The sequence below is a fragment of the Blastococcus sp. SYSU D00820 genome (genome assembly GCF_054050695.1).
This window is the reverse complement of record NZ_JBJGZW010000007.1, coordinates 123,714-144,790: the sequence shown is the minus strand read 5'-3', so window position 1 is coordinate 144,790 and position 21,077 is coordinate 123,714. Positions and strand designations below refer to the sequence as shown.

Annotated in this window: 17 protein-coding genes; 6 read left to right on the top strand and 11 right to left on the bottom strand. The window is 77.8% G+C overall.

From position 1 onward, the window contains the following. Positions 1–74: 74 nt before the first annotated feature. From murG to mraZ, 9 genes are all read right to left on the bottom strand, one after another. Positions 75–1,181, bottom strand: a complete 1,107-nt coding sequence (gene murG / locus ACI79R_RS10485; RefSeq protein WP_456573550.1) for an undecaprenyldiphospho-muramoylpentapeptide beta-N-acetylglucosaminyltransferase — start codon at positions 1,179–1,181, stop codon at positions 75–77. Further along, the gene (gene ftsW / locus ACI79R_RS10480) at positions 1,178–2,686 is read right to left on the bottom strand and encodes a putative lipid II flippase FtsW (RefSeq protein WP_456573549.1); all 1,509 of its coding nucleotides are present in this window, start codon (positions 2,684–2,686) and stop codon (positions 1,178–1,180) included. Before ftsW ends, murG begins: the two co-directional genes overlap by 4 nt. Positions 2,687–2,778: 92 nt before the next feature. Beyond that, positions 2,779–3,858 carry a phospho-N-acetylmuramoyl-pentapeptide-transferase gene (gene mraY / locus ACI79R_RS10475; RefSeq protein WP_456573548.1) on the bottom strand — a complete coding sequence of 360 codons (1,080 nt, stop codon included), beginning with the start codon at positions 3,856–3,858 and terminating at the stop codon, positions 2,779–2,781. Continuing rightward, positions 3,855–5,252: a UDP-N-acetylmuramoyl-tripeptide--D-alanyl-D-alanine ligase gene (locus ACI79R_RS10470; RefSeq protein WP_456573547.1), complete on the bottom strand. Its 1,398-nt coding sequence runs from the start codon at positions 5,250–5,252 to the stop codon at positions 3,855–3,857. Before ACI79R_RS10470 ends, mraY begins: the two co-directional genes overlap by 4 nt. After that, entirely contained in the window at positions 5,249–6,799 is a 1,551-nt protein-coding gene (locus ACI79R_RS10465; RefSeq protein ID WP_456573546.1) for a UDP-N-acetylmuramoyl-L-alanyl-D-glutamate--2,6-diaminopimelate ligase, read from the bottom strand. The genes ACI79R_RS10470 and ACI79R_RS10465 overlap by 4 nt, the downstream gene beginning before the upstream one ends. A 134-nt stretch (positions 6,800–6,933) precedes the next feature. After that, positions 6,934–8,790: a peptidoglycan D,D-transpeptidase FtsI family protein gene (locus ACI79R_RS10460; RefSeq protein ID WP_456573545.1), complete on the bottom strand. Its 1,857-nt coding sequence runs from the start codon at positions 8,788–8,790 to the stop codon at positions 6,934–6,936. Continuing rightward, positions 8,790–9,377: a hypothetical protein gene (locus ACI79R_RS10455; RefSeq protein WP_456573544.1), complete on the bottom strand. Its 588-nt coding sequence runs from the start codon at positions 9,375–9,377 to the stop codon at positions 8,790–8,792. Before ACI79R_RS10455 ends, ACI79R_RS10460 begins: the two co-directional genes overlap by 1 nt. Next, positions 9,374–10,351 (bottom strand): 16S rRNA (cytosine(1402)-N(4))-methyltransferase RsmH, encoded by a 978-nt coding sequence (rsmH, locus tag ACI79R_RS10450; protein ID WP_456573543.1) that lies wholly within the window; start codon positions 10,349–10,351, stop codon positions 9,374–9,376. Before rsmH ends, ACI79R_RS10455 begins: the two co-directional genes overlap by 4 nt. A 396-nt stretch (positions 10,352–10,747) precedes the next feature. Further along, the gene (gene mraZ / locus ACI79R_RS10445; RefSeq protein ID WP_456573542.1) at positions 10,748–11,182 is read right to left on the bottom strand and encodes a division/cell wall cluster transcriptional repressor MraZ; all 435 of its coding nucleotides are present in this window, start codon (positions 11,180–11,182) and stop codon (positions 10,748–10,750) included. A 389-nt stretch (positions 11,183–11,571) separates the two neighbouring features. On the opposite strand from mraZ, the gene ACI79R_RS10440 reads away from it, so the two are divergent. The 3 genes from ACI79R_RS10440 to ACI79R_RS10430 are packed head-to-tail and all read left to right on the top strand — an operon-like array spanning position 11,572 to position 16,312. After that, positions 11,572–12,549, top strand: coding sequence for an AAA family ATPase (locus ACI79R_RS10440; RefSeq protein WP_456573541.1), 978 nt, complete (start codon positions 11,572–11,574; stop codon positions 12,547–12,549). A 2-nt stretch (positions 12,550–12,551) separates the two neighbouring features. Then, positions 12,552–13,928 carry a DUF58 domain-containing protein gene (locus ACI79R_RS10435; protein ID WP_456573540.1) on the top strand — a complete coding sequence of 459 codons (1,377 nt, stop codon included), beginning with the start codon at positions 12,552–12,554 and terminating at the stop codon, positions 13,926–13,928. Next, positions 13,925–16,312, top strand: coding sequence for a transglutaminase family protein (locus ACI79R_RS10430; protein WP_456573539.1), 2,388 nt, complete (start codon positions 13,925–13,927; stop codon positions 16,310–16,312). Before ACI79R_RS10435 ends, ACI79R_RS10430 begins: the two co-directional genes overlap by 4 nt. Positions 16,313–16,441: 129 nt before the next feature. On the opposite strand, the gene ACI79R_RS10425 is transcribed toward ACI79R_RS10430, so the two are convergent. Both ACI79R_RS10425 and dinB read right to left on the bottom strand, forming a co-directional pair. Further along, complete coding sequence (locus tag ACI79R_RS10425) at positions 16,442–16,852, bottom strand: DUF3040 domain-containing protein (RefSeq protein WP_456573538.1); 411 nt, start codon at positions 16,850–16,852, stop codon at positions 16,442–16,444. Between the two features lie 125 nt (positions 16,853–16,977). Next, the gene (gene dinB / locus ACI79R_RS10420; RefSeq protein ID WP_456573537.1) at positions 16,978–18,216 is read right to left on the bottom strand and encodes a DNA polymerase IV; all 1,239 of its coding nucleotides are present in this window, start codon (positions 18,214–18,216) and stop codon (positions 16,978–16,980) included. A gap of 251 nt (positions 18,217–18,467) precedes the next feature. On the opposite strand from dinB, the gene ACI79R_RS10415 reads away from it, so the two are divergent. The 3 genes from ACI79R_RS10415 (at position 18,468) to ACI79R_RS10405 (ending at position 21,066) form a co-directional block, all read left to right on the top strand. Beyond that, positions 18,468–18,791 (top strand): BatC protein, encoded by a 324-nt coding sequence (locus tag ACI79R_RS10415; RefSeq protein ID WP_456573536.1) that lies wholly within the window; start codon positions 18,468–18,470, stop codon positions 18,789–18,791. Positions 18,792–19,048: 257 nt separating this feature from the next. Next, positions 19,049–20,098 (top strand): cupin domain-containing protein, encoded by a 1,050-nt coding sequence (locus tag ACI79R_RS10410; protein ID WP_456573535.1) that lies wholly within the window; start codon positions 19,049–19,051, stop codon positions 20,096–20,098. Beyond that, entirely contained in the window at positions 20,095–21,066 is a 972-nt protein-coding gene (locus ACI79R_RS10405) for a sucrase ferredoxin (protein WP_456573534.1), read from the top strand. The genes ACI79R_RS10410 and ACI79R_RS10405 overlap by 4 nt, the downstream gene beginning before the upstream one ends. The last annotated feature ends 11 nt before the right edge of the window (positions 21,067–21,077 follow it).

Below are 21,077 nucleotides of genomic sequence, written 5' to 3'. Positions count from 1 at the left end.
TCCGGACTCGTTCCGCTCCTCGCTCGCCTGCACGGGTCGCTGCGATGCTCGCTCGCCCGTCGGCTTCGCGGCACTCACTGTCCAGCCACCTCCAGGACGATGTCCGCCAGCTTCTCGTCGGCGTCGGGCACCCCGGCCGCGGCCGCGTGGGCCGCGTACCCGGCCAGCGCGCCGGCATCGGTGAGGATCGGCACCACGTGCCCGGCGATCCAGTCGGGGGTCAGCGCGGCGTCGTCGACCAGCAGCCCGCCGCCGGCCTCCACCACCGGCAGGGCGTTGCGCCGCTGCTCGCCGTTGCCGATCGGCAGCGGGACGAACACCGCCGGCAGCCCGACCGCCGACAGCTCGGCCACCGTGACCGCCCCCGACCGGCACAGGGCGAGGTCGGCGGCGGCGTAGGCGAGGTCCATGCGCTCCAAGTAGTCGACGACGACGTACGGGGCGCTGCCGGCCGGCCGCGCCGGCACCGAGACGTCGGTGTTCTTCGGGCCCCGGGCGTGCAGCACCTGGACGCCGGCCGCCGTCAGGGCGTCCGCGGCGCCGGTGGCGGCCCGGTTGAGCGACGCGGCGCCCTGGGAGCCGCCGAACACCAGCAGCGTCGGCCGGTCGGGGTCCAGGCCGAAGGTGGTCCGCGCCTCGGCGCGGCGCGCGGCGCGGTCGAGCGTGCTGATCGCCGGACGCAGCGGCATGCCGACGTGCTCGGCGCCGCGCAGCGGGGTGCCGGGCAGCGTGGCCGCCACGCGGACGGCGATGCGGGCACCGACCCGGTTGGCCAGGCCGGGCAGGGCGTTCTGCTCGTGGACGACGACCGGCACGCGCCCGCGCGCGGCGAGGTAGGCCGGCAGCGCGACGTACCCGCCGAACCCGACGACGACGTCGGCGCCGACCTCCTCGAGCACCGCGCGGGTCTCGCGCACCGAGCGGCGCACCCGCCCGGGCACCCGCAGCAGGTCGGGGGTGGGCTTGCGCGGCAGCGGAACCGGCGGGATCAGCCGCAGGTCGTAGCCGCGGGCGGGCACCAGCCGGGTCTCCATGCCGCGGGCGGTGCCCAGGCAGGTGATCCGCAGCCCGCCGGGGATCCGGTCGGCCCGCCGGCGCAGCGCGTCGGCCAGCGCCAGCATGGGCTCGATGTGCCCGCCGGTGCCGCCGCCGGCCAGCACCACGGACAGCGGCGCGCTCACCGCGGCCGCCGCGGCACGTCGGGGGTGGAGACGCGCGCCCGCGCCGGGGGCTGGCGGCGCGGCTCCGCGCCGCGCCCGCGGTCGGCCGCGCGGCGCTCGCGCGGGGCCGCGGCCCGGTCGCGGGCGGCCGGGACCCGCTCGCGGCGGTCCCGCTCCGGCGGCACGCGGACGACGGTGCGCCCGCGGGCGTCGGGGCCGCGGCGGGCGGCGCGCTCGGGCTCGGGCCGGCGCGGCTTGCGGACCGGGTCGACCGCGTGCGCCGGCACCGGCAGCAGCAGCCGCGACAGCCGGCTGCGCCGGCGGGAGCGCTGGTGCTCGATCGCCTCGGGCTCGGAGCGGGCGAAGCGGATCAGCAGGCCGACGATGAAGAGGGTGAGGACCAGGGAGGTGCCACCGGCGGAGATCAGCGGGAGCTGCACACCGGTGACCGGGAGGACGCCGACCACGTAGCCCATGTTCATCGCCGCCTGCCCGACCAGCCACACGGTGATGGCCACGCAGGCCAGCTGGACGAAGCGGTCGGCCGAGCGGCGGGCGATGCGGAAGCCGGCGTAGGCCAGCACCGCGTACAGGGTCACCACGACCAGGCAGCCGAGGAAGCCGAGCTCCTCGCCGATGATCGCGAAGATGTAGTCGGACTCGGCGTGCGGCAGCAGGTCCCACTTCATGGCGCTGTTGCCCAGGCCGACGCCCCACAGCCCGCCGGTCGCCAGCGCGTAGAAGCCGCGGATGGCCTGGAAGCCGCCGTCGGTGGGGTCGGCGAACGGGTCGAGGAACGCGGTGATCCGGGCCGCCCGGTAGGGCGCCATCGCGATCAGGCCGACGATGCCGGTGATGCCGACGGCGGCGAAGCCGACCCAGACCCGCCACGGCGCGCCGGCGGCCATCAGCAGGCCGACGAGCACCAGCCCCAGGCTGACCACGGCACCGAAGTCGGGCTCGAGGATGAGCAGGATCGACAGCACGGCGAACACCGGCAGCAGCGGCACCAGGAGCGTCTTGACCGTGAGGTGGCGCTCGCGCATCGCCAGGATGTGCGCGCCCCACAGCGCGAAGACCAGCTTGGCGATCTCGCTGGGCTGCAGGTGGGTGACCCCGAGGTCGAACCACTGCCGAGCGCCGTTGAGCTGCACCCCCACGCCGGGGATCAGCACGAGCACCAGCAGGCCGGCCACGCCGACCAGCGCCAGCGGCGACCAGCGGCGGACCAGCCCGGTCGGCAGCCGGACGGCGACGGCCAGCGCCCCCAGGCCGATGCAGGCGAACACGACCTGCTTGACCCCGGGGGCCCAGGCCGGCTCGTCGTCCAGGGCGGCCTCGATCGCCGAGGCGGAGAAGACCATCACCAGCCCGATGGCCAGCAGCAGGCCGGCGGCCCCGATCACCAGGTGGCAGCTGGTCATGGGGCCGTCCAGCCAGGCCGGCGCCCAGCTGCGCCGGACCTCCGTCCGCTCGCGCGCCGCGGGGGCGCGGCCGCGTGCGGCCTGACCTGCGCGGGAGTCCATCCGGCCATCGTCGCCGCTGGGCCCGGCCGCGCCGGGCAGCCCGGGGGCGTGTCGCGCCGCCGTCCCGCCGGCCGGGTGGCCCGGGGAGGCGCTCACAGGCCCGTGAAGGCGAGCCAGTCGGCGTAGAACAGGCCCAGCCCGAAGGCCACCGCCATGGCGGTGACCAGCCAGAACCGGACGATGACGGTGTTCTCCGTCCAGCCGGCCAGCTCGAAGTGGTGGTGCAGCGGCGCCATGCGGAACACCCGCCGTCGCGTCGCCCGGAAGAACGCCACCTGGATGACCACCGACAGCGTGACCGCGACGAACAGCCCGCCCAGCACCACCAGCAGCAGTTCGGTGCGGGTGACGATGGCCAGGCCCGACAGCAGGCCGCCGAGGGCCAGCGACCCGGTGTCGCCCATGAAGATCTTCGCCGGGCTGGTGTTCCACCACAGGAAGCCCAGGCAGGCGCCCATCGCCGCGACCGCCACGAGCGTGACGTCCAGCGGATCGCGGACCTGGTAGCAGCCGTCGACCAGCACGGCGCTGCAGTCGTGGGTGAACTGCCAGAACGAGATGACGACGTAGGCGCCGAACACCATCGCCGAGCACCCGGCGGCCAGCCCGTCGAGGCCGTCGGTCAGGTTGACCGCGTTGGAGAACCCGGCGATGAACAGGTACGCGAGGACGACGAACAGGATCGGCCCGAGCGCCAGCGGGGCGATGTCGCGCACGTAGGAGACGAACGTCGAGGCCGGGGTCATGTCGGCGTCGTCCGGGAAGTTGATCGCCAGCACCGCGAAGGTGACGCCGACGACGAGCTGGCCGACCAGCTTGGCGGTCTTGTTCAGGCCGAGGCTGCGGCGGTAGCGGATCTTCAGGTAGTCGTCGAGGAACCCGACGGTGCCCAGCCCCACCATGAGGAACAGCAGGAGCAGGCCGGTGGCGGTCACCCCGCGGCCGGGCTGGCCGAGCAGGAACAGGTGGGCGATCAGGTACCCGCCGACGGTGGCCCCGACGATGACGGTGCCGCCCATGGTGGGCGTGCCCTTCTTCGACAGGTGGCTCTCGGGGCCGTCGTCGCGGATCTCCTGGCCGAAGCCGCGCCGGCGGAAGGCGTAGACCGCCATCGGCGTGGCGAGGATCGAGATGATCAGGCCGAAGGCGCCGGCGATGAGGACGGACTTCACGCGGCCGGCCCACCGTCGAGCAGGTCGGCGGCCAGCAGCTCGAGCCCGTAGGACCGGCTGGCCTTGACCAGCACGACGTCTCCGGGCACCAGCACCTCCGACAGCAGCTCGCGGGCGGCAGCCCGGTCCGGCACGTGCACCGCTCCCTCTCCGTCCCGGGCACCCGCGGCGCGGGCCCCGACAGCTATCCCTACCGCATCGGGCCCCACGGCCACGACGACGTCGACCCCGGCGCCGACCGCGTCGCGGCCCAGCCGCTCGTGCTCGGCCGCGGCGGCCGGGCCCAGCTCCCCCATCGCGCCGAGGACGGCGATCCGGCGGGTGCCGGCCAGCCCGGCCAGCGCCGCGAGCGCGGCCCGCATCGACTCGGGGTTGGCGTTGTAGGCGTCGTTGACCACGGTGACGCCGTCGGCCCGGCGGGTGACCTCCATGCGCCACCGGCTGCGCGACTGCGCGGCCGACAGCCCGGCGGCGACGTCGGCGGGCGCGAGGCCGGCGGCCAGCGCCGCGCCGGCGGCCGACAGGGCGTTGGCGACCTGGTGCTCGCCGACCACCTGCAGCGCGACCGGGTGGCTCTCCCCCACCGCGACCAGCTCGAACCGGGCCCGGCCGGCCTCGTCGAGCTCCACACCGGTGGCGCGCACGTCGGCGCCGGGGCCGCGGCCGGTGGTCAGCACCCGGGCGCGGGTGCGCGACGCCATCGCCGCGACGCGGGCGTCGTCGGCGTTCAGCACGGCGGTGCCGTCCTCGGGCAGCGCCTCGACCAGCTCGCCCTTGGCCCGGGCGGTGCCCTCCGGCGAGCCGAACTCGCCGAGGTGGGCCGAGCCGACGTTGAGCACCACGCCGATCCGCGGCGGGGCGGCCCGGCACAGCCGGGCGATGTGCCCGGGCCCGCGGGCGCCCATCTCGAGCACGAGGTAGCGGGTGTCCTCGCCGGCCGAGAGCACGGTGAGCGGCAGGCCGATGTCGTTGTTGTACGAGCCCGGCGGGCTGACGGTGGCGCCGGCGGTGGCCAGCACCTGGCCGAGGAGGTCCTTGGTCGAGGTCTTGCCCGACGAGCCGGTGATGCCGAGGGTGAGCAGGCCGTGTCCCCCTGCCCCCACCAGCCGGGCGTGCACCGCCGCGGCGAGCCGGCCCAGCGCGGCCACCGGGTCGTCGACGACGACGCACGGCAGCGCGGGGTCCGGCCGGGTGGTCAGCGCGGCGGCGGCGCCGGCCGCGGCGGCCGCGGGCACGAAGTCGGCGCCGTCCACCCGCTCGCCGGGCAGCGCGACGAACAGGTCGCCGGGCCCCACGGTGCGCGAGTCGACTGTGACCGCGCCGGTCACCCGGCCGTCGCCGGTCGGGGCGCCGCCGACCGCCTCCGCGATCTCGGCGAGGGTCAGGGCGATCACCGGGCCACCAGCCCGCTGAGCACCTCGCGCAGCACCGCACGGTCGTCGAACGGGGTCACCGTCCCCGCCACCTCCTGGCCGGTCTCGTGTCCCTTGCCCGCCACCAGCACGGTGTCGCCGGCACCGGCGCGGGCGACCGCCTCGGCGATCGCGGCCCGCCGGTCGCCGATCTCGACCACGCGGTCGCGGCGGTCGGCCGGCACGCCGGCCAGCATCGCGGCGCGGATGGCCGCGGGGTCCTCGGAACGGGGGTTGTCGTCGGTGACGACGAGCAGGTCGCTGCCCGTGGCCGCGGCGGCGCCCATGGCCGCCCGCTTGCCGGGGTCGCGGTCGCCGCCGCAGCCGAGCACGGTGATCACCCGCCCGGACGTCGCGGCGCGCAGCGCGGCCAGCGCGGTGGCGACGGCGTCGGGGGTGTGCGCGTAGTCGACGACGGCGACGAAGGGCTGGCCGGCGTCCACCGGCTCCATCCGCCCCGGGACGACGGTGCCCGCGATGCCCTCCAGCGCGGCCTCGACCGGCACGCCGACGGCGTCGAGCAGCGCGACGGCGAGGACGGCGTTGGCCACGTTGAACCGGCCGGGCAGCCGCACCCGCGCCGGCCAGCGGCGGCCGCCGGGACCGGTGAGGGTGAACGCCGAGCCGCCGTCGCCGGCGGTGGTCACGTCGGTCGCCGTCCAGTCCGCCGGGGAGCCGGCCGAGGCCACGGTGACCGGCGGCCGGCCGGCCGCGGCGAGCATCTCCGCCAGCCGACGCCCGTGCGCGTCGTCGACGTCGACGACCTCCGCGGCGGCGCGGCCGTCGAACAGCAGCGCCTTGGCGCGGAAGTAGTGCTCCAGGTCGGCGTGGAAGTCCAGGTGGTCCTGGCTGAGGTTGGTGAAGCCGGCGGCCGCGAACGGCACGCCGCCCACCCGGCCCAGCACCAGCGCGTGACTGGAGACCTCCATGACCACGGCGTCCACCCCGGAGCCGGCCATGTCCGCGAGCAGCGCGTGCAGCACCGGCGCCTCGGGGGTGGTGCGCACGCTGGGCACCACGGTGGGCTCGGCGGCGCCGCGGCCGCGGATGCGCGTCTGCACGGTGCCGATCAGCCCGGTGCCCAGGCCGGCGGCGGCCAGGCCCGCCTCGACCAGGTAGCTCGTCGTCGTCTTGCCGTTGGTGCCGGTGATGCCGATGACCCGCAGCCGGCGGGCCGGCTCGCCGTGCACCCGCGCGGCGACGGCGCCGAGCACCGCCCGCGGGTCGTCGACGACGCACACCGGCAGGCCGGTGGCGCAGGCGTCGTCGCGGCCGGTGGGGTCGGTGAGCAGGGCCACCGCGCCGCGGGCGACGGCGTCGGCGGCGAAGCGGACGCCGTGGGTGCGGGCACCGGGCAGGGCGGCGTAGAGGTCGCCGGGGCGCACGTCGCCGGAGGCGAGGGTCACGCCGGTGACCGCGGTGGCGGGATCCCCCTGCACGGGGTCCCCGACGAGGTCGGCGAGGTCACCGAGGGGACACGGGGGCGTCCCCGCGGGTCGGGGCACCGACCCGGGTGCGGTCGGGCTCACGCACTCTCCTCGCTGGTCCTCGACGGGCACGCGCACGTGCCCTCCCCCGTCGGGGCGGGGGGACGCTGGTGCGCTCCCGCGGTTGGGGATCCTACCGGCGGGCGGCCGCGGCCCCGCCCGACGCGGCGGTGCGGTCAGTCGCCGGTCAGCCGGAACTCCGGGCGGGCGGTGCCCGAGGGCACCACGCCGCCGGCGGTCAGGACGTACCGCATGACGTCGGCGAACACCGGAGCGGCGACCTGCCCGCCCTCGGCCGCGCTGGTGGGACGTTCCAGGTCGACGGCGACGACGTACTGCGGATCGTCGGCCGGGGCGAAGCCGACGAAGGTGGTGACGTACCCGCCGCCGGCGTAGCCGCCGGTCTCGGGGTTGGGCCGCTGGGCGGTGCCGGTCTTCCCGGCGACCCGGAAGCCCTCGACCACGCCCAGCGGCGCGGTGCCGCCGGGCCCGACGACGGCCTCGAGCATGTAGGCCATCTGGTCGGCGGTGGCCTCGCTGACGACCCGCGTCGGCTCGGGGGCGGCCGGGCGGGTGACCGTGCCGTCCGGCGCGGTCACCGATGCCACGATCCGCGGCTCGATGCGGACCCCGCCGTTGGCGATGGCCTGGTAGATCGAGGCCATCTGCAGGGTGGTGACCGACACGCCCTGCCCGATCGGCACGTTGGCCGCGCGGCTGGCCGTCCAGTCCGCGGAGTCCTGCAGGATGCCGGCGCTCTCCCCCGGCAGCTCCACGCCGGTCGTGCTGCCGACGCCGAAGGCCCGCAGGTACTCCTCCAGCGTGGCGTCGCCGACCTCGCGGGCCAGCATGATCGTGCCGACATTGCTGGACTTGGCGAGGATGCCGGTGACCGTCCAGTCCACCGGCTCGTGGTCGTGGGCGTCGGTGACGACGGCGTCCCCGGCCTGGATGTGCCCCGGCACGGTGAGCACGGTGTCCGGCGTGGCCACCCCCTCCTCCAGCGCCGCGGCGAGGGTGACCGCCTTCATCACCGAGCCGGGCTCGAAGACCTGGGAGACCAGCGGGTTGCCGAGCAGGGCCGGATCGGTGCTGCGGGCCTGCGCCGGGTCGTAGCCCGGGCACGAGCCCATGGCGACGACCTCGCCGGTGTGCACGTCGAGGACCACGCCGGAGGCGCGGGTCGTGGCGCCGTCCCGGCAGGCCTCGGCCAGCCGCTCCTCGAGCACGTACTGCACGTCCTGGTCGACGGTGAGCTGCACGTCGCTGCCGTCGACGGCCGGGGTGCTCTCGTCGATGCCCGACGGGATGGGGTTCGAGCCGCTGCCGACCTCGACCCGCCGCTCCCCCGGGACCCCGGAGAGCTGGTCGTCGAAGCGCAGCTCGATGCCGCCCAGGCCGTCGCCGTCGCTGCCGACGAAGCCGACCACCTGGCCGCCCACGGTGCCGGCCGGGTACAGCCGCACCGGGTCGTCGCGGAAGAAGATGCCGGCCAGCTGCAGCTCCTCGATGGCGTCCACGGTCTGCGGCGAGACCTGCCGGGCGAGGGTGACGTCGCGGCCGTCGGCCGACAGGAGCTCGGTCAGCTCGGAGGCGGGGACGTCGAGGAGCGTGGTGAGCGCCAGCGCGGTCCGCTGGGGGTCGGCGATCAAAGAGGGGTCGGCGGTGACCCGGGCGGCGTCGACGGTGTAGGCCAGCGGATGGCCGTCCCGGTCGAGGATCTGCCCGCGCAGAGCGGTGTCGACGAAGGTGCGCAGCCGCTCCTGGGCGGCGTCGGCGGCGTAGCGGGAGCCGTCGACGCCCTGCAGGAAGACCAGCTTGCCGACGATCACCAGCAGCGGCACGACGACCAGGACGAAGCCGATCGTCAGCCGGGAGCGGCTGGGGCTGAGCACGATGCCGCTGTGCCGCCGGCCGGGCGGGCGGCGGGGCGCGAAGGCACCGGAGCGCGGGGCGCCCGAGCGGGCGGCGCCGCGGGCGGGCACGCGCTCGGCCGGCCGGCGGCCGGGCGCCGGGCGGAGCGGCGGGGCCATCAGCCGCCGCCCTCGGCCGGGTCGGCGGGCGCGGTCGCCGGCTCGGGGGTGCCGCGCAGCGTGGCGCTGCCGTCCGGGGCGAGCACGAGGTAGGCGGCGGCCCCGGCGGGCACCAGCCCGGCGGTCGCGGCGGCCGAGGCCAGCGCCGCGGGGGTGTTCCCCGCGACGACCTGCTGCTCGAGCTGCTCGATCCGCTGGGCCTTCTGGGCGTTCTCCGCGCGCAGCTGCGTGGCCTTGAGGCTGTCCACCGCGATGGCGGTGTTGAGGAACAGCAGGGCCAGCGTGGTGCCGACCAGCAGGGCGAGGACCAGCAGCACGAACGGCGCGCGGCGGGCGGCCGGGGTGGCCGCCGCCCGCACACGGGCCGGCGCGGTGGGGACGACGCGCGGCGCGGCGGCCGACGGGCGCGCTGCCGCCCCGGGGGCGGGGCGGGTCGCCGGACGCGCGGGGCGGGTGCGCAGCGGTGCCGAGTGCGCGCGGCCGCTCACGGCGGGGACGGCCGCCGGGCGGGCGGCGCGGGGCCGCGCCGGGGCGGCGGTGCGGCCGGGCCGGTCCTCCGGCCGGGGCGCGCGGGCGGTCGCGCTCACGCGGCCCTCCGGATGCGCTCGGCGGCCCGCACCCGGGCCGAGGCGGCGCGGGGGTTGGCGGCGACCTCCGCGTCGGAGGGCGCCTCGCCCCCGCGGGTCAGCAGCCGCAGCACCGGCCCGAGCTCGGGCACGGGCACGGGCAGCTCCGGCGGCGTCCGGTCGGTGGCGCCGGCCGCGAGCGTCTGCTTGACGATGCGGTCCTCGAGGGAGTGGAAGGTGATGACGGCGATGCGGCCGCCGACGGCGAGGGCCTCCAGCGCCGCGGGCAGGGCGCGCTCCAGCACGCCCAGCTCGTCGTTGACCTCGATCCGCAGCGCCTGGAAGGTGCGCTTGGCCGGGTGCCCGCCGGTGCGCCGGGTGGCGGCCGGGATCGACGCCCGCACCAGCTCGGCCAGCCGGCCGGTGGTGGTGAACGGCTCGCGGGCGCGCTCGCGCTCGATGGCCGCGGCGATCCGGCCGGCGAAGCGCTCCTCGCCGTAGACCCGCAGCACGCGGGCGAGCTCGGCGGCGCTGTAGGTGTTGACCACGTCGGCCGCCGTCCGGGGGCCGGCCGGGTCCATGCGCATGTCGAGCGGGGCCTCCTGGGAGTAGCTGAAGCCGCGGTCGGGGCGGTCCAGCTGCAGGGAGGAGACGCCGAGGTCGAACAGCACGCCCTGGACCTCGGGGACACCGAGCCGGTCGAGGACGTCGGGCAGCTCGTCGAAGACGGCGGGCACGAGGGTGACCCGGTCGGCGTGCCCGGCGGCGTCGATGCGGCGGGCGGCCTCGGCGCGGGCGTCGGGGTCGCGGTCCAGGCCGATCACGCGCAGGCCGGGATGGGCGGCGAGCAGCGCCAGGGTGTGCCCGGCCAGGCCCAGGGTCGCGTCGACGAGGACGGCGCCCGGCGCGGCGCAGGCGGGAGCGAGGAGCTCGGTGACCCGCTCGAGGAGGACGGGCACGTGCACCGCGGGCCGCACGGGCTCGGTGCTGCTCATCGTCGACGGCTCCTGGACGGGTCGGGGCGGGACCGGGGTCGGGTCCCGACATGGTCGCGCGGGGGGCGCGGTCGGCGGTGGAGGTGACGCGGCGCGGCGCGGGGGGCGCGTGGGGCTCCCGGGGCCGCGGGGAGATGAGGGGGTGACCGGCCCGCCCCCCGCGGGGCCCGCCTGGCGTCGGGGAAGAGCGTCAGGTGGTGCCCCGCGGGGACGGGGGCCCGCGCCGGTCGCGGCGGATGCCGGTCGCGACGCTCCGACGGATGTCGGGTGCCTGGCTCGCGGGGGTCCGAACCGCGGGGAAGTCGGTTCGGGCCGGACCGGTCGAGCCGCGGGGAAGTCGGCTCGGTCGGCGGGTGGGCCAGGCAGGTCGCAGGGGGCGGTGCGGGCGGGGAGGGATCAGGACAGGGTGGGCATCCCCTCGCTCTCCATGTCGGCGTAGGCGGCCTCCTGCTCGGCCACGTAGGCGTCCCACGTGGCGGCGTCCCAGATCTCGAAGCGGGTGTCGACGCCCACGACGACGACGTCCCGGTCGAGGCCGGCGTACTCGCGCAGCCCGGCCGGGATGGTGATGCGGCCGGTCTTGTCCGGCTCGACCTCGACCATCGAGCCGAAGCTCATGCGGGCGCGCATGCGGGCCTGGGCGGTGTCGGCGGGGGCCATGGCGGCCGCGGCGGCGCTCTGCTCGGCGACCCGGGCCATGGTGAGGCCGTAGATGCAGCGCTCCTGGCCCTTCTTGATCACCATGCCGTCGCCGACCTGCTCGCGGAAGCGGACGGGGAGTGCGAGCCGGCCCTTCTCGTCGAGGCGCAACGGGTAGCTGCCGACGAACACCGGATCACCTCCCCCATGGGTCCTCCTCGACGTCCGCGGGGACCCCGGGACCGGCCCTGCCTCCCCACCGGGCCACACAGTAACCCACTGGGCCCCACTGGACACCACTCGACACCATGTCGTGACCGCTTCCCCCCACGACCGCCCCGCTCCCCGGTGACCTGGGCGGACGCACCCCGGCCACCGGCGTCCGGGAGGGCCGGCGGAGCCCTCCGGCGGGCGCCCGGCGGGGCCCCTCGACCGGCCCGGAGGGGCGCCGGGGGCGGCCGGTGGAGGGCCGGGGGGCGCCCGGTGGGGCCCGGTGGGGCGGTTCGTGGGGCGCGGTGGGGCGGGGGTGGGGAGTCCGCGCGGCCCGCCGCGGCGGCCGGGCGCCACGTACGGTGGATCCCGTGACCGAGGTGTCCCGCACCACGCCCGGCACCCCCTCGGTCGACGTGGCCGTGGAGGGTGCCCGGATCGCGGCGAACATGGCCCGTGTCGTGCACGGCAAGCCCGACGTCGTCCGGCTGGCGCTGGTGGTCCTCCTGGCCGAGGGACACCTGCTCATCGAGGACGTGCCCGGCGTGGGCAAGACCACGCTGGCCAAGGCGCTGGCCGGCTCCATCGACGCCAGCGTGCGGCGCATCCAGTTCACCCCGGACCTGCTGCCCAGCGACGTCACCGGCGTGGCCGTGTACGACCAGGAGAGCCGGGAGTTCGAGTTCAAGCCCGGTGCGGTCTTCGCCAACGTCGTGGTCGCCGACGAGATCAACCGCGCCTCGCCCAAGACCCAGTCGGCGCTGCTGGAGTGCATGGAGGAGCGCCAGGTCACCGTGGACGGCGTCAGCTACGAGCTGGCCCGCCCCTTCATGGTGATGGCGACGCAGAACCCGGTGGAGATGGAGGGCACCTATCCCCTCCCCGAGGCCCAGCGCGACCGGTTCACCGCGCGGGTGTCGATGGGCTACCCCGACCGGGAGGCCGAGCTGGCGATGCTCGACGACCAGTCGACGGCCGATCCGCTGGCCTCCCTCTCCCCGGTCGCCAGCGCCGCCACCGTGCGGGCCCTGGTCGCCGCCGTCGGCACGCTGCACGTCTCCGAGGCCGTCCGCCGCTACGTCGTCGCCCTGGTCGAGGCCACCCGCCGCTCCTCCGAGCTGCGCCTGGGCGCCTCGCCCCGGGCCGGCCTGCAGCTGCTGCGCACCGCCCGCGCCACCGCCGCGCTGGCCGGCCGCGACCACGTGCTGCCCGACGACGTCCAGGCCGTCGCCGTCCCGGTCCTCGCCCACCGGCTGCTGCTCACCCCCGACGCCGCGGCCGCGCGGCGCACCGGCGAGCAGGTGGTCGGCGGGTTGCTGGGCGCCACCCCGGTCCCCCGCGGACGCTGAGGATGGCGCGCGGCCCGGTCGGGACGGCGCTGTCGTCCCTCACCCTCCGCGGGCGCTGCCTGATCGCCGCGGGGGCCACGCTGCTCGGCCTGGGCGCGCTGCTCGGCGAGCTGCCGCTGGTGCAGGTCGCGGTCTTCGTGCTGGTGCTGCCGCTGCTGTCTGCGGCGACGGTGGCCCGCTCCCGGTTCCGGCTGTCCACCCGGCGCACGGTCACCCCGGCCCGCGTGCCGCGCGGCGGCGACGCCGACGTGCTGCTCGAGGTCACCAACGCCGACCGCCGCACCGGCGGGCTGTGGCTGCTGTCCGAGCAGCTGCCCGCCGAACTGGGCCCGGCCCCCGGGTACGTGGTGGAGCGGCTGCCCGCCGGGTCCACCGCGGCCCTGCACTACGCGTTGCACGGCGCCCGCCGCGGCCGCTTCGCCCTCGGGCCGCTGCGGCTGCGGCTGGTCGACCCCTTCGGCCTGGTCATGCGCAGCGTCGCCGGTACCGAGACCACCCCGCTGCTGGTCGTGCCGCGCGTGCGGTCCCTGCCGGCGGGCGGGCTGGCCGGTGGCGCCGGGCGGGGCGGTGAGGGCGCCCGCCGGTCGATCGCCGTCCAGGGCGAGGACGACGTCAGCACCCGCGAGTACCGCCACGGCGACGACCTGCGCAAGGTGCACTGGCGGGCGACCGCCCGCGCCGGGCAGCTGATGGTGCGGCTGGAGGAGCGGCCCTGGCGGGCCCAGGCGACCCTGCTGCTCGACACCCGCGTGCGCGCCCACCTGCTGGCCCGCGGCGGCAGCGGCCCGGTGCCGGGCCCGGCCGGCGACGACGCGCCGCCGGCCGACAGCCTGGAGTGGGCGGTGGAGGCCGCGGCCAGCATCGGCAGCGCGCTGGCCGGGCGGGGGGCCGAGCTGCGCGTGGTCACCGACGCCGGCGAGCTGGCCCCGGCCGAGGGCCGCGGCGGGCTGGGCGCGGCCGAGCTGCTCGACCGGCTGGCGGTGCTGCAGGCCTCCCGGCTGGCCACCCTGGACGCCGGCGTGGAGCGGCTCGCGCGGCTGGCCGGCGACGGCCCGGTGGTGGCCCTGCTCGGCGCGGTCGGGCCGGACGACGTCGCCGGGCTGGCCCGGGCGCGCTCGGGGCCCTCGGCCGATCTGGCCGTCCTCGTCGACGTGGGCAGCTGGGTGGTCGACGGGCGGGGCCGCAGCCGCCGGTCGCTGTCCGGTGCCGCCCGCGACCAGCTCGCCCGCCAGCAGGAGGAGGCCGCGCGGCTGCTGCGCGGCGCCGGCTGGCGGGTCGTGGTCGCCGGGGCGCCCGACCCGGTCGAGCAGGCCTGGGCCGCGCTGCTCGGCGCCGGCGCGGCGCCGCTCCCGGCCGGCCCGATGGGGGTGCCGGCGTGACCGCGGCCGACCCCGGGCCCTCGCCGCTGGCGCTGGACGCCGGCACCACCCTCGCCGCCGCGGCCGCCACGCTGCTGGGCGCGGTGGCCCTGTCCCCCGTCTTCACCGCCGGCGGCTGGTTCCCCCCGGTGCTCGCGGCCGTCGCCGTCGTGGCCGCGGCCGGTCTCGTGCTGCGGGCCGCCGGCGCGGTGCTGTGGGCCCGCGTGACGGCCGGCCGGTCGGAGCCACCGCGGTGGGGGGCGCTCGGCGTCCCCCTGGTGCCGCTCGGCCAGCTGGCCGCCCTGGCCTGCCTGTTCACCGCGCTGTTCGCCCCCGGGCAGGCGCTGTTCGGGTGGCTGCCGACGCCCGCCAGCCTGGCCGACCTCGGCCAGGTGCTCGCCGACGGCTCGGCGGAGATCCGCGAGCAGACGACGCCGGCGCTCCCCCTGACCGGCCTGGTCGCACTGACCGCGCTGCTGGTGGGCATCGTCGCGGTGACCATCGACCTGATCGCCGTCGGCGGGAGGCAGCCGGCGCTGGCCGCGCTCGGCCTGCTGCTGGTGTTCTGCGTCCCGGTCAGCACGGTGACCGGCGGCATCGGGCTGGCCGCCGTCGCCGCCCCCGCCGCCGGGCTGGCCCTGCTGCTGTGGGCCGACCAGCACCGGCGGCTGGCCTGGCGGCCCCGGCAGGGCCGGCGGTCGACCCTGCTGACCGGCGCGGGCGCCGCCCTGCGCACCGGCGCCCTGGCGCTGGTGGCCGCCGTGCTGCTCGGCGGGCTGGTGCCCACGCTGGCCGAGGGCGAGCTGGCCGCCGGCTGGGGCGACGGCTCGGGCGGCGGCGGGTCGACCGGCACCTCGCTGGACCCCGTCGCCGAGCTGCAGGGCCAGCTGACCCGCGACGAGCCGATCGACCTGCTGCGGCTGGAGGCCTCGGTCCCCGACCCGGGGTACCTGCGCGCGGTCGCCCTCGACGTGTACGACAGCGAGAACGGCTGGACGCTGTCCAACCTCGACGGCGAGACGACCGTCGACGGCGACCGGCTGGGCTCCCTGCCGGGCAGCGCGACCGACCGGCAGGTGCAGGCGCAGATCACCGCCATCGAGCACGACGACCGGTTCCTCCCGCTGCTGTACGCCCCGGTCGCCGTCTCCATCGACGACGCCCCGGACTGGCGGTTCGACCCGACCACGAGCACCGTCTTCGGCCGCGACACCACCACCGCCGGGCACACCTACCGGCAGCTGGCGCAGGAGCCGCGCCCCTCCCCCGCCGAGCTGGTCGACACCCCGGCCCTCCCGCCCGGCGACCCCCTGCAGGAGCGCTACACCGCCCTGCCCGAGCTCGACCCCGGCGTCACCGACCTGGTCGCCTCGCTCACCGCCGGTGCCGAGACCCCGTACGAGCGGGTGCAGGCGGTCTACGGCTTCCTCACCGACCGGGCCAACGGCTGGATCTACTCGCTGGCCACCGCCCCCGGCACCAGCGGGGACGACCTGGCCGACTTCCTGCGGCTGCGCCGCGGGTACTGCGAGCAGTACGCGGGCTCGATGGCGGTCATGGTGCGGGCCGCCGGCGTGCCCGCCCGCGTGGCACTGGGCTACACCCCCGGGCTGGTGCAGCCCGACGGCAGCCGGCTGGTCAGCAGCGACGACGCGCACGCCTGGGTGGAGGTCTACTTCGAGGGCTCCGGCTGGGTGCCCTACGACCCGACGCCGATCGACGTGGACCGGGCCGTCGAGCTGCCGTGGGCGCCCCGGCCGCAGGACCTCGAGGTCGATCCGCGCACCGACGTCACCGCCGCACCCGCGCCGGTGCCCGAGCCGACCGTCGCGCCGGTCGAAGGCGTCGCCGAGGAGGCGCCGGAGGCCGCGGCCGCGGCGGACTCCGCGGGCTGGCTGCGCCCGGCCCTTCCGGTGCTCGGCGTGCTCCTGGCGGTGGCCGCACTGCTGGCGCTGCCGGCCGGGGTCCGCGCGCTGCAGCGCCGCCGCCGGCTGGCGACCGGCACGCCGGCCGCGCTGTGGGACGAGCTCGCGGCCACCGCGCGCGACCTGGGGCTGCCCTGGGCCGAGACCCAGACCCCGCGGCAGGTGGCCGCGCGGCTGGCGCAGGCGCTGCCCGGCTCGGGCGGCGCGCACCGGGCCGGCCGCGCCGCCGGCGGCCCCGGCGCGCGGGAGGCCGTCGCGGTGCTGGCCGGGGCGGAGGAGGCGGCCAGCTACGCCCGCCCGGGCAGCGCGCCGCCGGCGGACCTGGCGGTCGCGTTGCGCACCGCCCGCCGGGGGCTGCTGGGCGCGGCCGCCCCGGCGACCCGGCTGCGGGCGCTGCTGCTGCCGGCGTCGGTGCCGGCGGGGCTGCGGGACAGCGCCCCGGTCCGGCGGCTGCGGGCGCTGGCCGGGCGCACCGCCTGACCGGCCGCACCGCCCGACCCACCGCACGGCCGGACCCTCCGCACCGCCGGACCGACCCCGGACGCGCGGCAGCCGCCGTCCGGTCCGGACGGCGGCTGCCGGGACGAGCGGGTGGTGCGACCGCTGCGGCTACTGGTCGTAGCGGCGGCGGAAGCGCTCCTCGAGGCGGTTCTTCAGCGGCTGGCGGCGAGCCCGGCCACGACCGCGGCCACCCGCGCCCCTGCCGCCGGCACCCCCGGCCGGGGCCTGGGCGCCCCCCTCGACCGCGCCGGTGGCCGAGCGGTAGTTGAGGACGCCGAGCGCCGCGCCGGCGAACATCACGAGGAAGCCCAGGGCGCCGAGGATGAACTGGTGGGTGACCGGCCCGCCGACGAGCAGGACCAGCCCGACGATGACCAGCAACGCGCCGATCTGCAGCTTGCGTCGGGCCTTGACCCGGCGATCGCCGGTCCTGACCGTGGAGGCGAACTTGGGATCGTCATCGACGAGGGCGCGCTCGATCTGCTCCAGCAGTCGCTGCTCGTGCTCGGAGAGCGGCACCGAGACCTCCAGGTGGGCGGAGCCATGGCCGTCGGAGGCTCCCGCCGACGGTGACATCGAGGATACGAGCCCTTTGCGGGGCGCGAAAGGCGAGTCGACCGCGACCCGCCGCACGCGCCCGACGATCACTCTCGCGGGTGGGTCGCCGGCTCGGACAGAGGACGGATGAACGGCGTCCGGGGTTCCCGACGCGCCGGCCCCGGACCCTCCCCCGCGCGGCGCAGGAGGGTGGCCGGGCGCACCGCTCCGGCCCCGAACCGGCGGGCCGCCCGGTCGGCGGCGAGCTCGGCCTCGCGGCGGCCGTGCTCCCGGGCGCCGAGCTCGAGCTGGCGGGGGGTGTCGCCCGCGGGGACCAGCCGCTCACCCCGCACGCCGACCAGCCGGATCCGGGCCCGCTGCAGGCCGAGGGCGTCGAACAGGGCCCGGGCGGTGTCGTAGAGCTCCTGGCCGACGTCGGTGGGCACCTCGAGGGTGCGGCTGCGGGTGAGGGTGGTGAAGTCGGCGAAGCGCACCTTGATGCTCACCGTGCGGGCCAGCCAGCCGCCCGAGCGCAGCCGCCCCGCCGTCCGCTCGGCCAGCCGCAGCAGCTCGCGGTGGACGACCGCCGGGTCGTCGACGTCGGTGGCGAAGGTCTCCTCGTGCCCGGCCGAGCGCTCCGGCTCGTCGGGCACCACCCGGCGCGGGTCGCGCCCCCAGGCCAGCTCGTGCAGCTGGCTGCCGGCGGCGACGCCGACCGCCCGCTGCAGGGTGCGGGCCGGCACGTGGGCCAGGTCGCCGACGGTGCGCAGCCCCAGCCGCAGCAGCACCTCCTCGGTCTTGGCGCCCACGCCCCAGAGGGCGCCCACCGGCAGGGGGTGCAGGAAGTCCATGACCTCGGCCGGGCGGACGACGAGCAGCCCGTCGGGCTTGGCGTGCGTGGAGGCCAGCTTGGCGACGAACTTCGTGCCGGCGACGCCGACCGAGCAGGTGATGCCCTGCTCGTCGAAGACCCGCGCCCGGATGTACTCGCCGATCTCCGCCGCGTCCCCCAGCCGCCGGCCGGCCCCGGAGACGTCGAGGAACGCCTCGTCGAGGGAGAGCGGCTCGACCAGCGGGGTGATCGACCGGAACAGCGCCATCACCGACCGGGAGACCTCGGCGTAGAGCGCGAGGTCGCCCGGCAGGACGGTGGCCGTGGGGCACAGCCGCAGCGCCCGCGCGGTCGGCATCGCCGCGTGCACGCCGTACCGGCGGGCCTCGTAGGTGGCCGAGGTGACCACCCCCCGGCCGCCCGTGCCCCCCACGATCACCGGGGTGCCGGCCAGCTCGGGGTGCCGGCGCACCTCGACGCTGGCGAAGAAGGCGTCCATGTCGACGTGCAGCACGCCGCACCCCGCCGCCCGGCTCCCCGGCACCCCGACCCCCTCCTCGAACGTGTGTTCGACCGACGGGGAGGACAGTACGGCCCGTCCCGGGCGGCGGGCATCCCGGAGCCGTGTCGTGACCGGACCGTTGCCCAGCGTGCCGCCACTCGTCGTTCCCGCTGGTCGGGGAGCGGGTGTGAGAGCAGGATCGGGGAGGTACAGCACGCCCGGACGGCCACCACCCGGTGGCCCTCGACCCAGACGGGAGAGACATGGCACTCGACGACGAGGACATCATCAGCGCGGGTGACGGGGGCGCGGACGGCGGCGCGGACGGCGGGGCCGACGGCGGCGCCGGTGACGGCGGGGCCGACGGCGGCGCGGACAGCGGCGCCGGCGACGGCGGGGCCGACGGCGGCGCGGACAGCGGTGCCGGTGACGGTGGCGCGGACGGCGGTGCCGACGGCGGGGCGGACAGCGGCGCGGCCATGGGCGCCGACAACGGCCAGCAGGGCCCCAACGACGCCGGTTCCGGCGGCGGCACCCCCGGTGTCCACGACGGTGGCGCCGACGGCGGCGCGGACGGTTCGGCCTGAGCCAGGACCCCACCGGCGGGGACCGGGCGGGCGTCTCTCCCCCGGGGGAGGACGTCCGCCCGGCCCTGCGCCGGTGCGCCGACGTCGACCCGCAGGTCTTCGCCGAGCAGTACTGGGGCCGTGCCCCGCTGCTGACCCGCGCCGAGGAGACCGGCGCGGACTTCCGTGACCTGCTCACCCTCGAGGCGGTCGACGAGCTGCTCTCCCGCCGCGGCCTGCGCACGCCGTTCCTCCGCATCGCCAAGGACGGCGAGGTCGTGCCCGCCGCGCGCTTCACCACCTCCGGCGGCGCCGGCGCCGAGGTCGCCGACCAGGTCTCCTCCGACGCGGTGCTGCGGCTGTTCGCCGAGGGCAGCACCGTCGTGCTGCAGGGGCTGCACCGGCTCTGGCCGCCGCTGATCGAGTTCGCCGACCAGCTGGCCGCCGACCTCGGCCACCCCACCCAGGTCAACGCCTACATCACCCCGCCGTCCTCGCGCGGGTTCTCCGCGCACTACGACGTGCACGACGTCTTCGTCCTGCAGGTCGCCGGCGAGAAGCACTGGACGATCCACGCCCCCGTGCTCCCCGACCCACTGCGCACCCAGCCCTGGACCGACCGCCGTGCCGCCGTCGCCGCCGCCGCGGAGGGCGAGCCGGTGATCGACACGGTGCTGCGGCCCGGCGATGCCCTCTACCTGCCGCGCGGCTACCTGCACTCGGCCACCGCGCTCGGGGAGATCAGCGCGCACCTGACCGTCGGCGTGCACTCGGTGACCCGGTGGGCGGCCGCGGAGGCCGCGCTGGACGTCGTCCGGGAGCTCGCCACCGAGGACCCCGCGCTGCGGTCGTCGCTGCCCCTGGGCGTCGACCTGGCCGACCCCGGCGCCGTCACCGGCGAGGTGACCGACGTCGTCGCCGCGCTGCGCGCCTGGCTGGACCGGGTGGACCCCGCCGAGGTCGCCGAGCGGCTGCGGGCGCGCACCTGGTCGCAGGTGCGCCCGGAGCCGGTGGCCCCGCTGGCCCAGGCCGGCGCCGCCGCGGCGCTGACGCCGGACACCGTGCTGCGGCTGCGCCGCCGGCTGCGCTGCCAGCTGCGCGAGCCCGCCGACGGCCGGGTGGTGCTGATCGGCGGCCGGCGCCGGCACGAGTTCCCCGCCGGGACCGCCCCCGCGCTGGCCGAGCTGCTGAGCGCCGGCGAGCTCAAGGTGACCGATCTGCCCGGGCTGGACGCCGCCGATCGGCTCACCCTCGCCCGCCGGCTGGTCACCGAGTCCATCGCCGTCGTCCGCGACGCCCGGCTGCCCGACGCCCCGCCGCCAGGGTGAGCGACCCGGCCCGGCGCCCGGCCCGCCCCGCGGGCCGGATCGCGGAGGGCCGCTGCTCGGCGCGCGCGCTGGCCCGGGGTGACTCGGCGGTCGGGACGGCGGCACCGGCGCAGCGGTGGGTGCTGGTCGAGCAGCCGGGCCCGTGGGGCCGCGACGCCCTGCTGCAGTCGCGGTTCGACGCCGAGGTGGCCCCGGAGCTGGCCCGGCGGGCCCGCGCCGAGGGGGTGCGGCTGCTGCTGGTGCGCCGTCCCGACGGCCGGCTGGCCGACTCCGGACGGCGCTGGGCCTACGTCGACAGCCGGCCCGGGCACCGGGGCACCTGGTGGTCGGTGCGCGACTCCGACGCCGACCTGCTGACCGCGCCGTGGGACGGCACGGCCGGCGAGCGCACCGACGGGCTGACCTACCTGGTGTGCAGCCACGGCGGGCACGACGCCTGCTGCGCGCTGCGCGGCCGGCCGCTGGCCCGGGCGATGGCCGAGGCCGGCGCCGACGTGTGGGAGTGCAGCCACCTCGGCGGGGACCGGTTCGCCGCCAACGTCGTCGTCCTGCCGCACGGGCACTACTACGGGCAGGTGCCCGGGGACGGCGCTGAGGTCGTCGCCGCGCACCGCGAGGGCCGGGTGGCGCTGCCGTGGCTGCGCGGGCGGGCGGGGCTGCCGCCGCCGGTGCAGGCCGCCCAGCACTTCGCGCGGGAGGAGCTCGGCCAGCTGGGCGTCGACGACCTGCCGCCGCTGGGCATGACCCGGCTGACGCCGGTCGGCGCCGCCGTGGAGCGCTGGGTGGTCACGCTGGCCGGCGCCGACGGCGACGTCGTGGTCGGCATCGAGAGCCGGCCGTCGGCCGAGGCGGCGCACCTGACCTGCTCGGCGACGCACCCGGCGCACACCCGCACCTGGCACGTGCTGTCGATGGCGGTGTCCGCGGGCGGGCGGACGGTCACCTCGACGGTGCACCGGCAGGTCTGAGCCCGCGGCCC

Coding starts and splice junctions, on each gene's coding strand:
- ACI79R_RS10435 (WP_456573540.1), top strand. CDS start 12,552: ATGGCGCGCGGCCCGGTCGGGACGGCGCTGTCGTCCCTCACCCTCCGC.
- ACI79R_RS10460 (WP_456573545.1), bottom strand. CDS start 8,790: ATGGCCCCGCCGCTCCGCCCGGCGCCCGGCCGCCGGCCGGCCGAGCGC.
- rsmH (WP_456573543.1), bottom strand. CDS start 10,351: ATGAGCAGCACCGAGCCCGTGCGGCCCGCGGTGCACGTGCCCGTCCTC.
- ftsW (WP_456573549.1), bottom strand. CDS start 2,686: ATGGACTCCCGCGCAGGTCAGGCCGCACGCGGCCGCGCCCCCGCGGCG.
- ACI79R_RS10415 (WP_456573536.1), top strand. CDS start 18,468: ATGGCACTCGACGACGAGGACATCATCAGCGCGGGTGACGGGGGCGCG.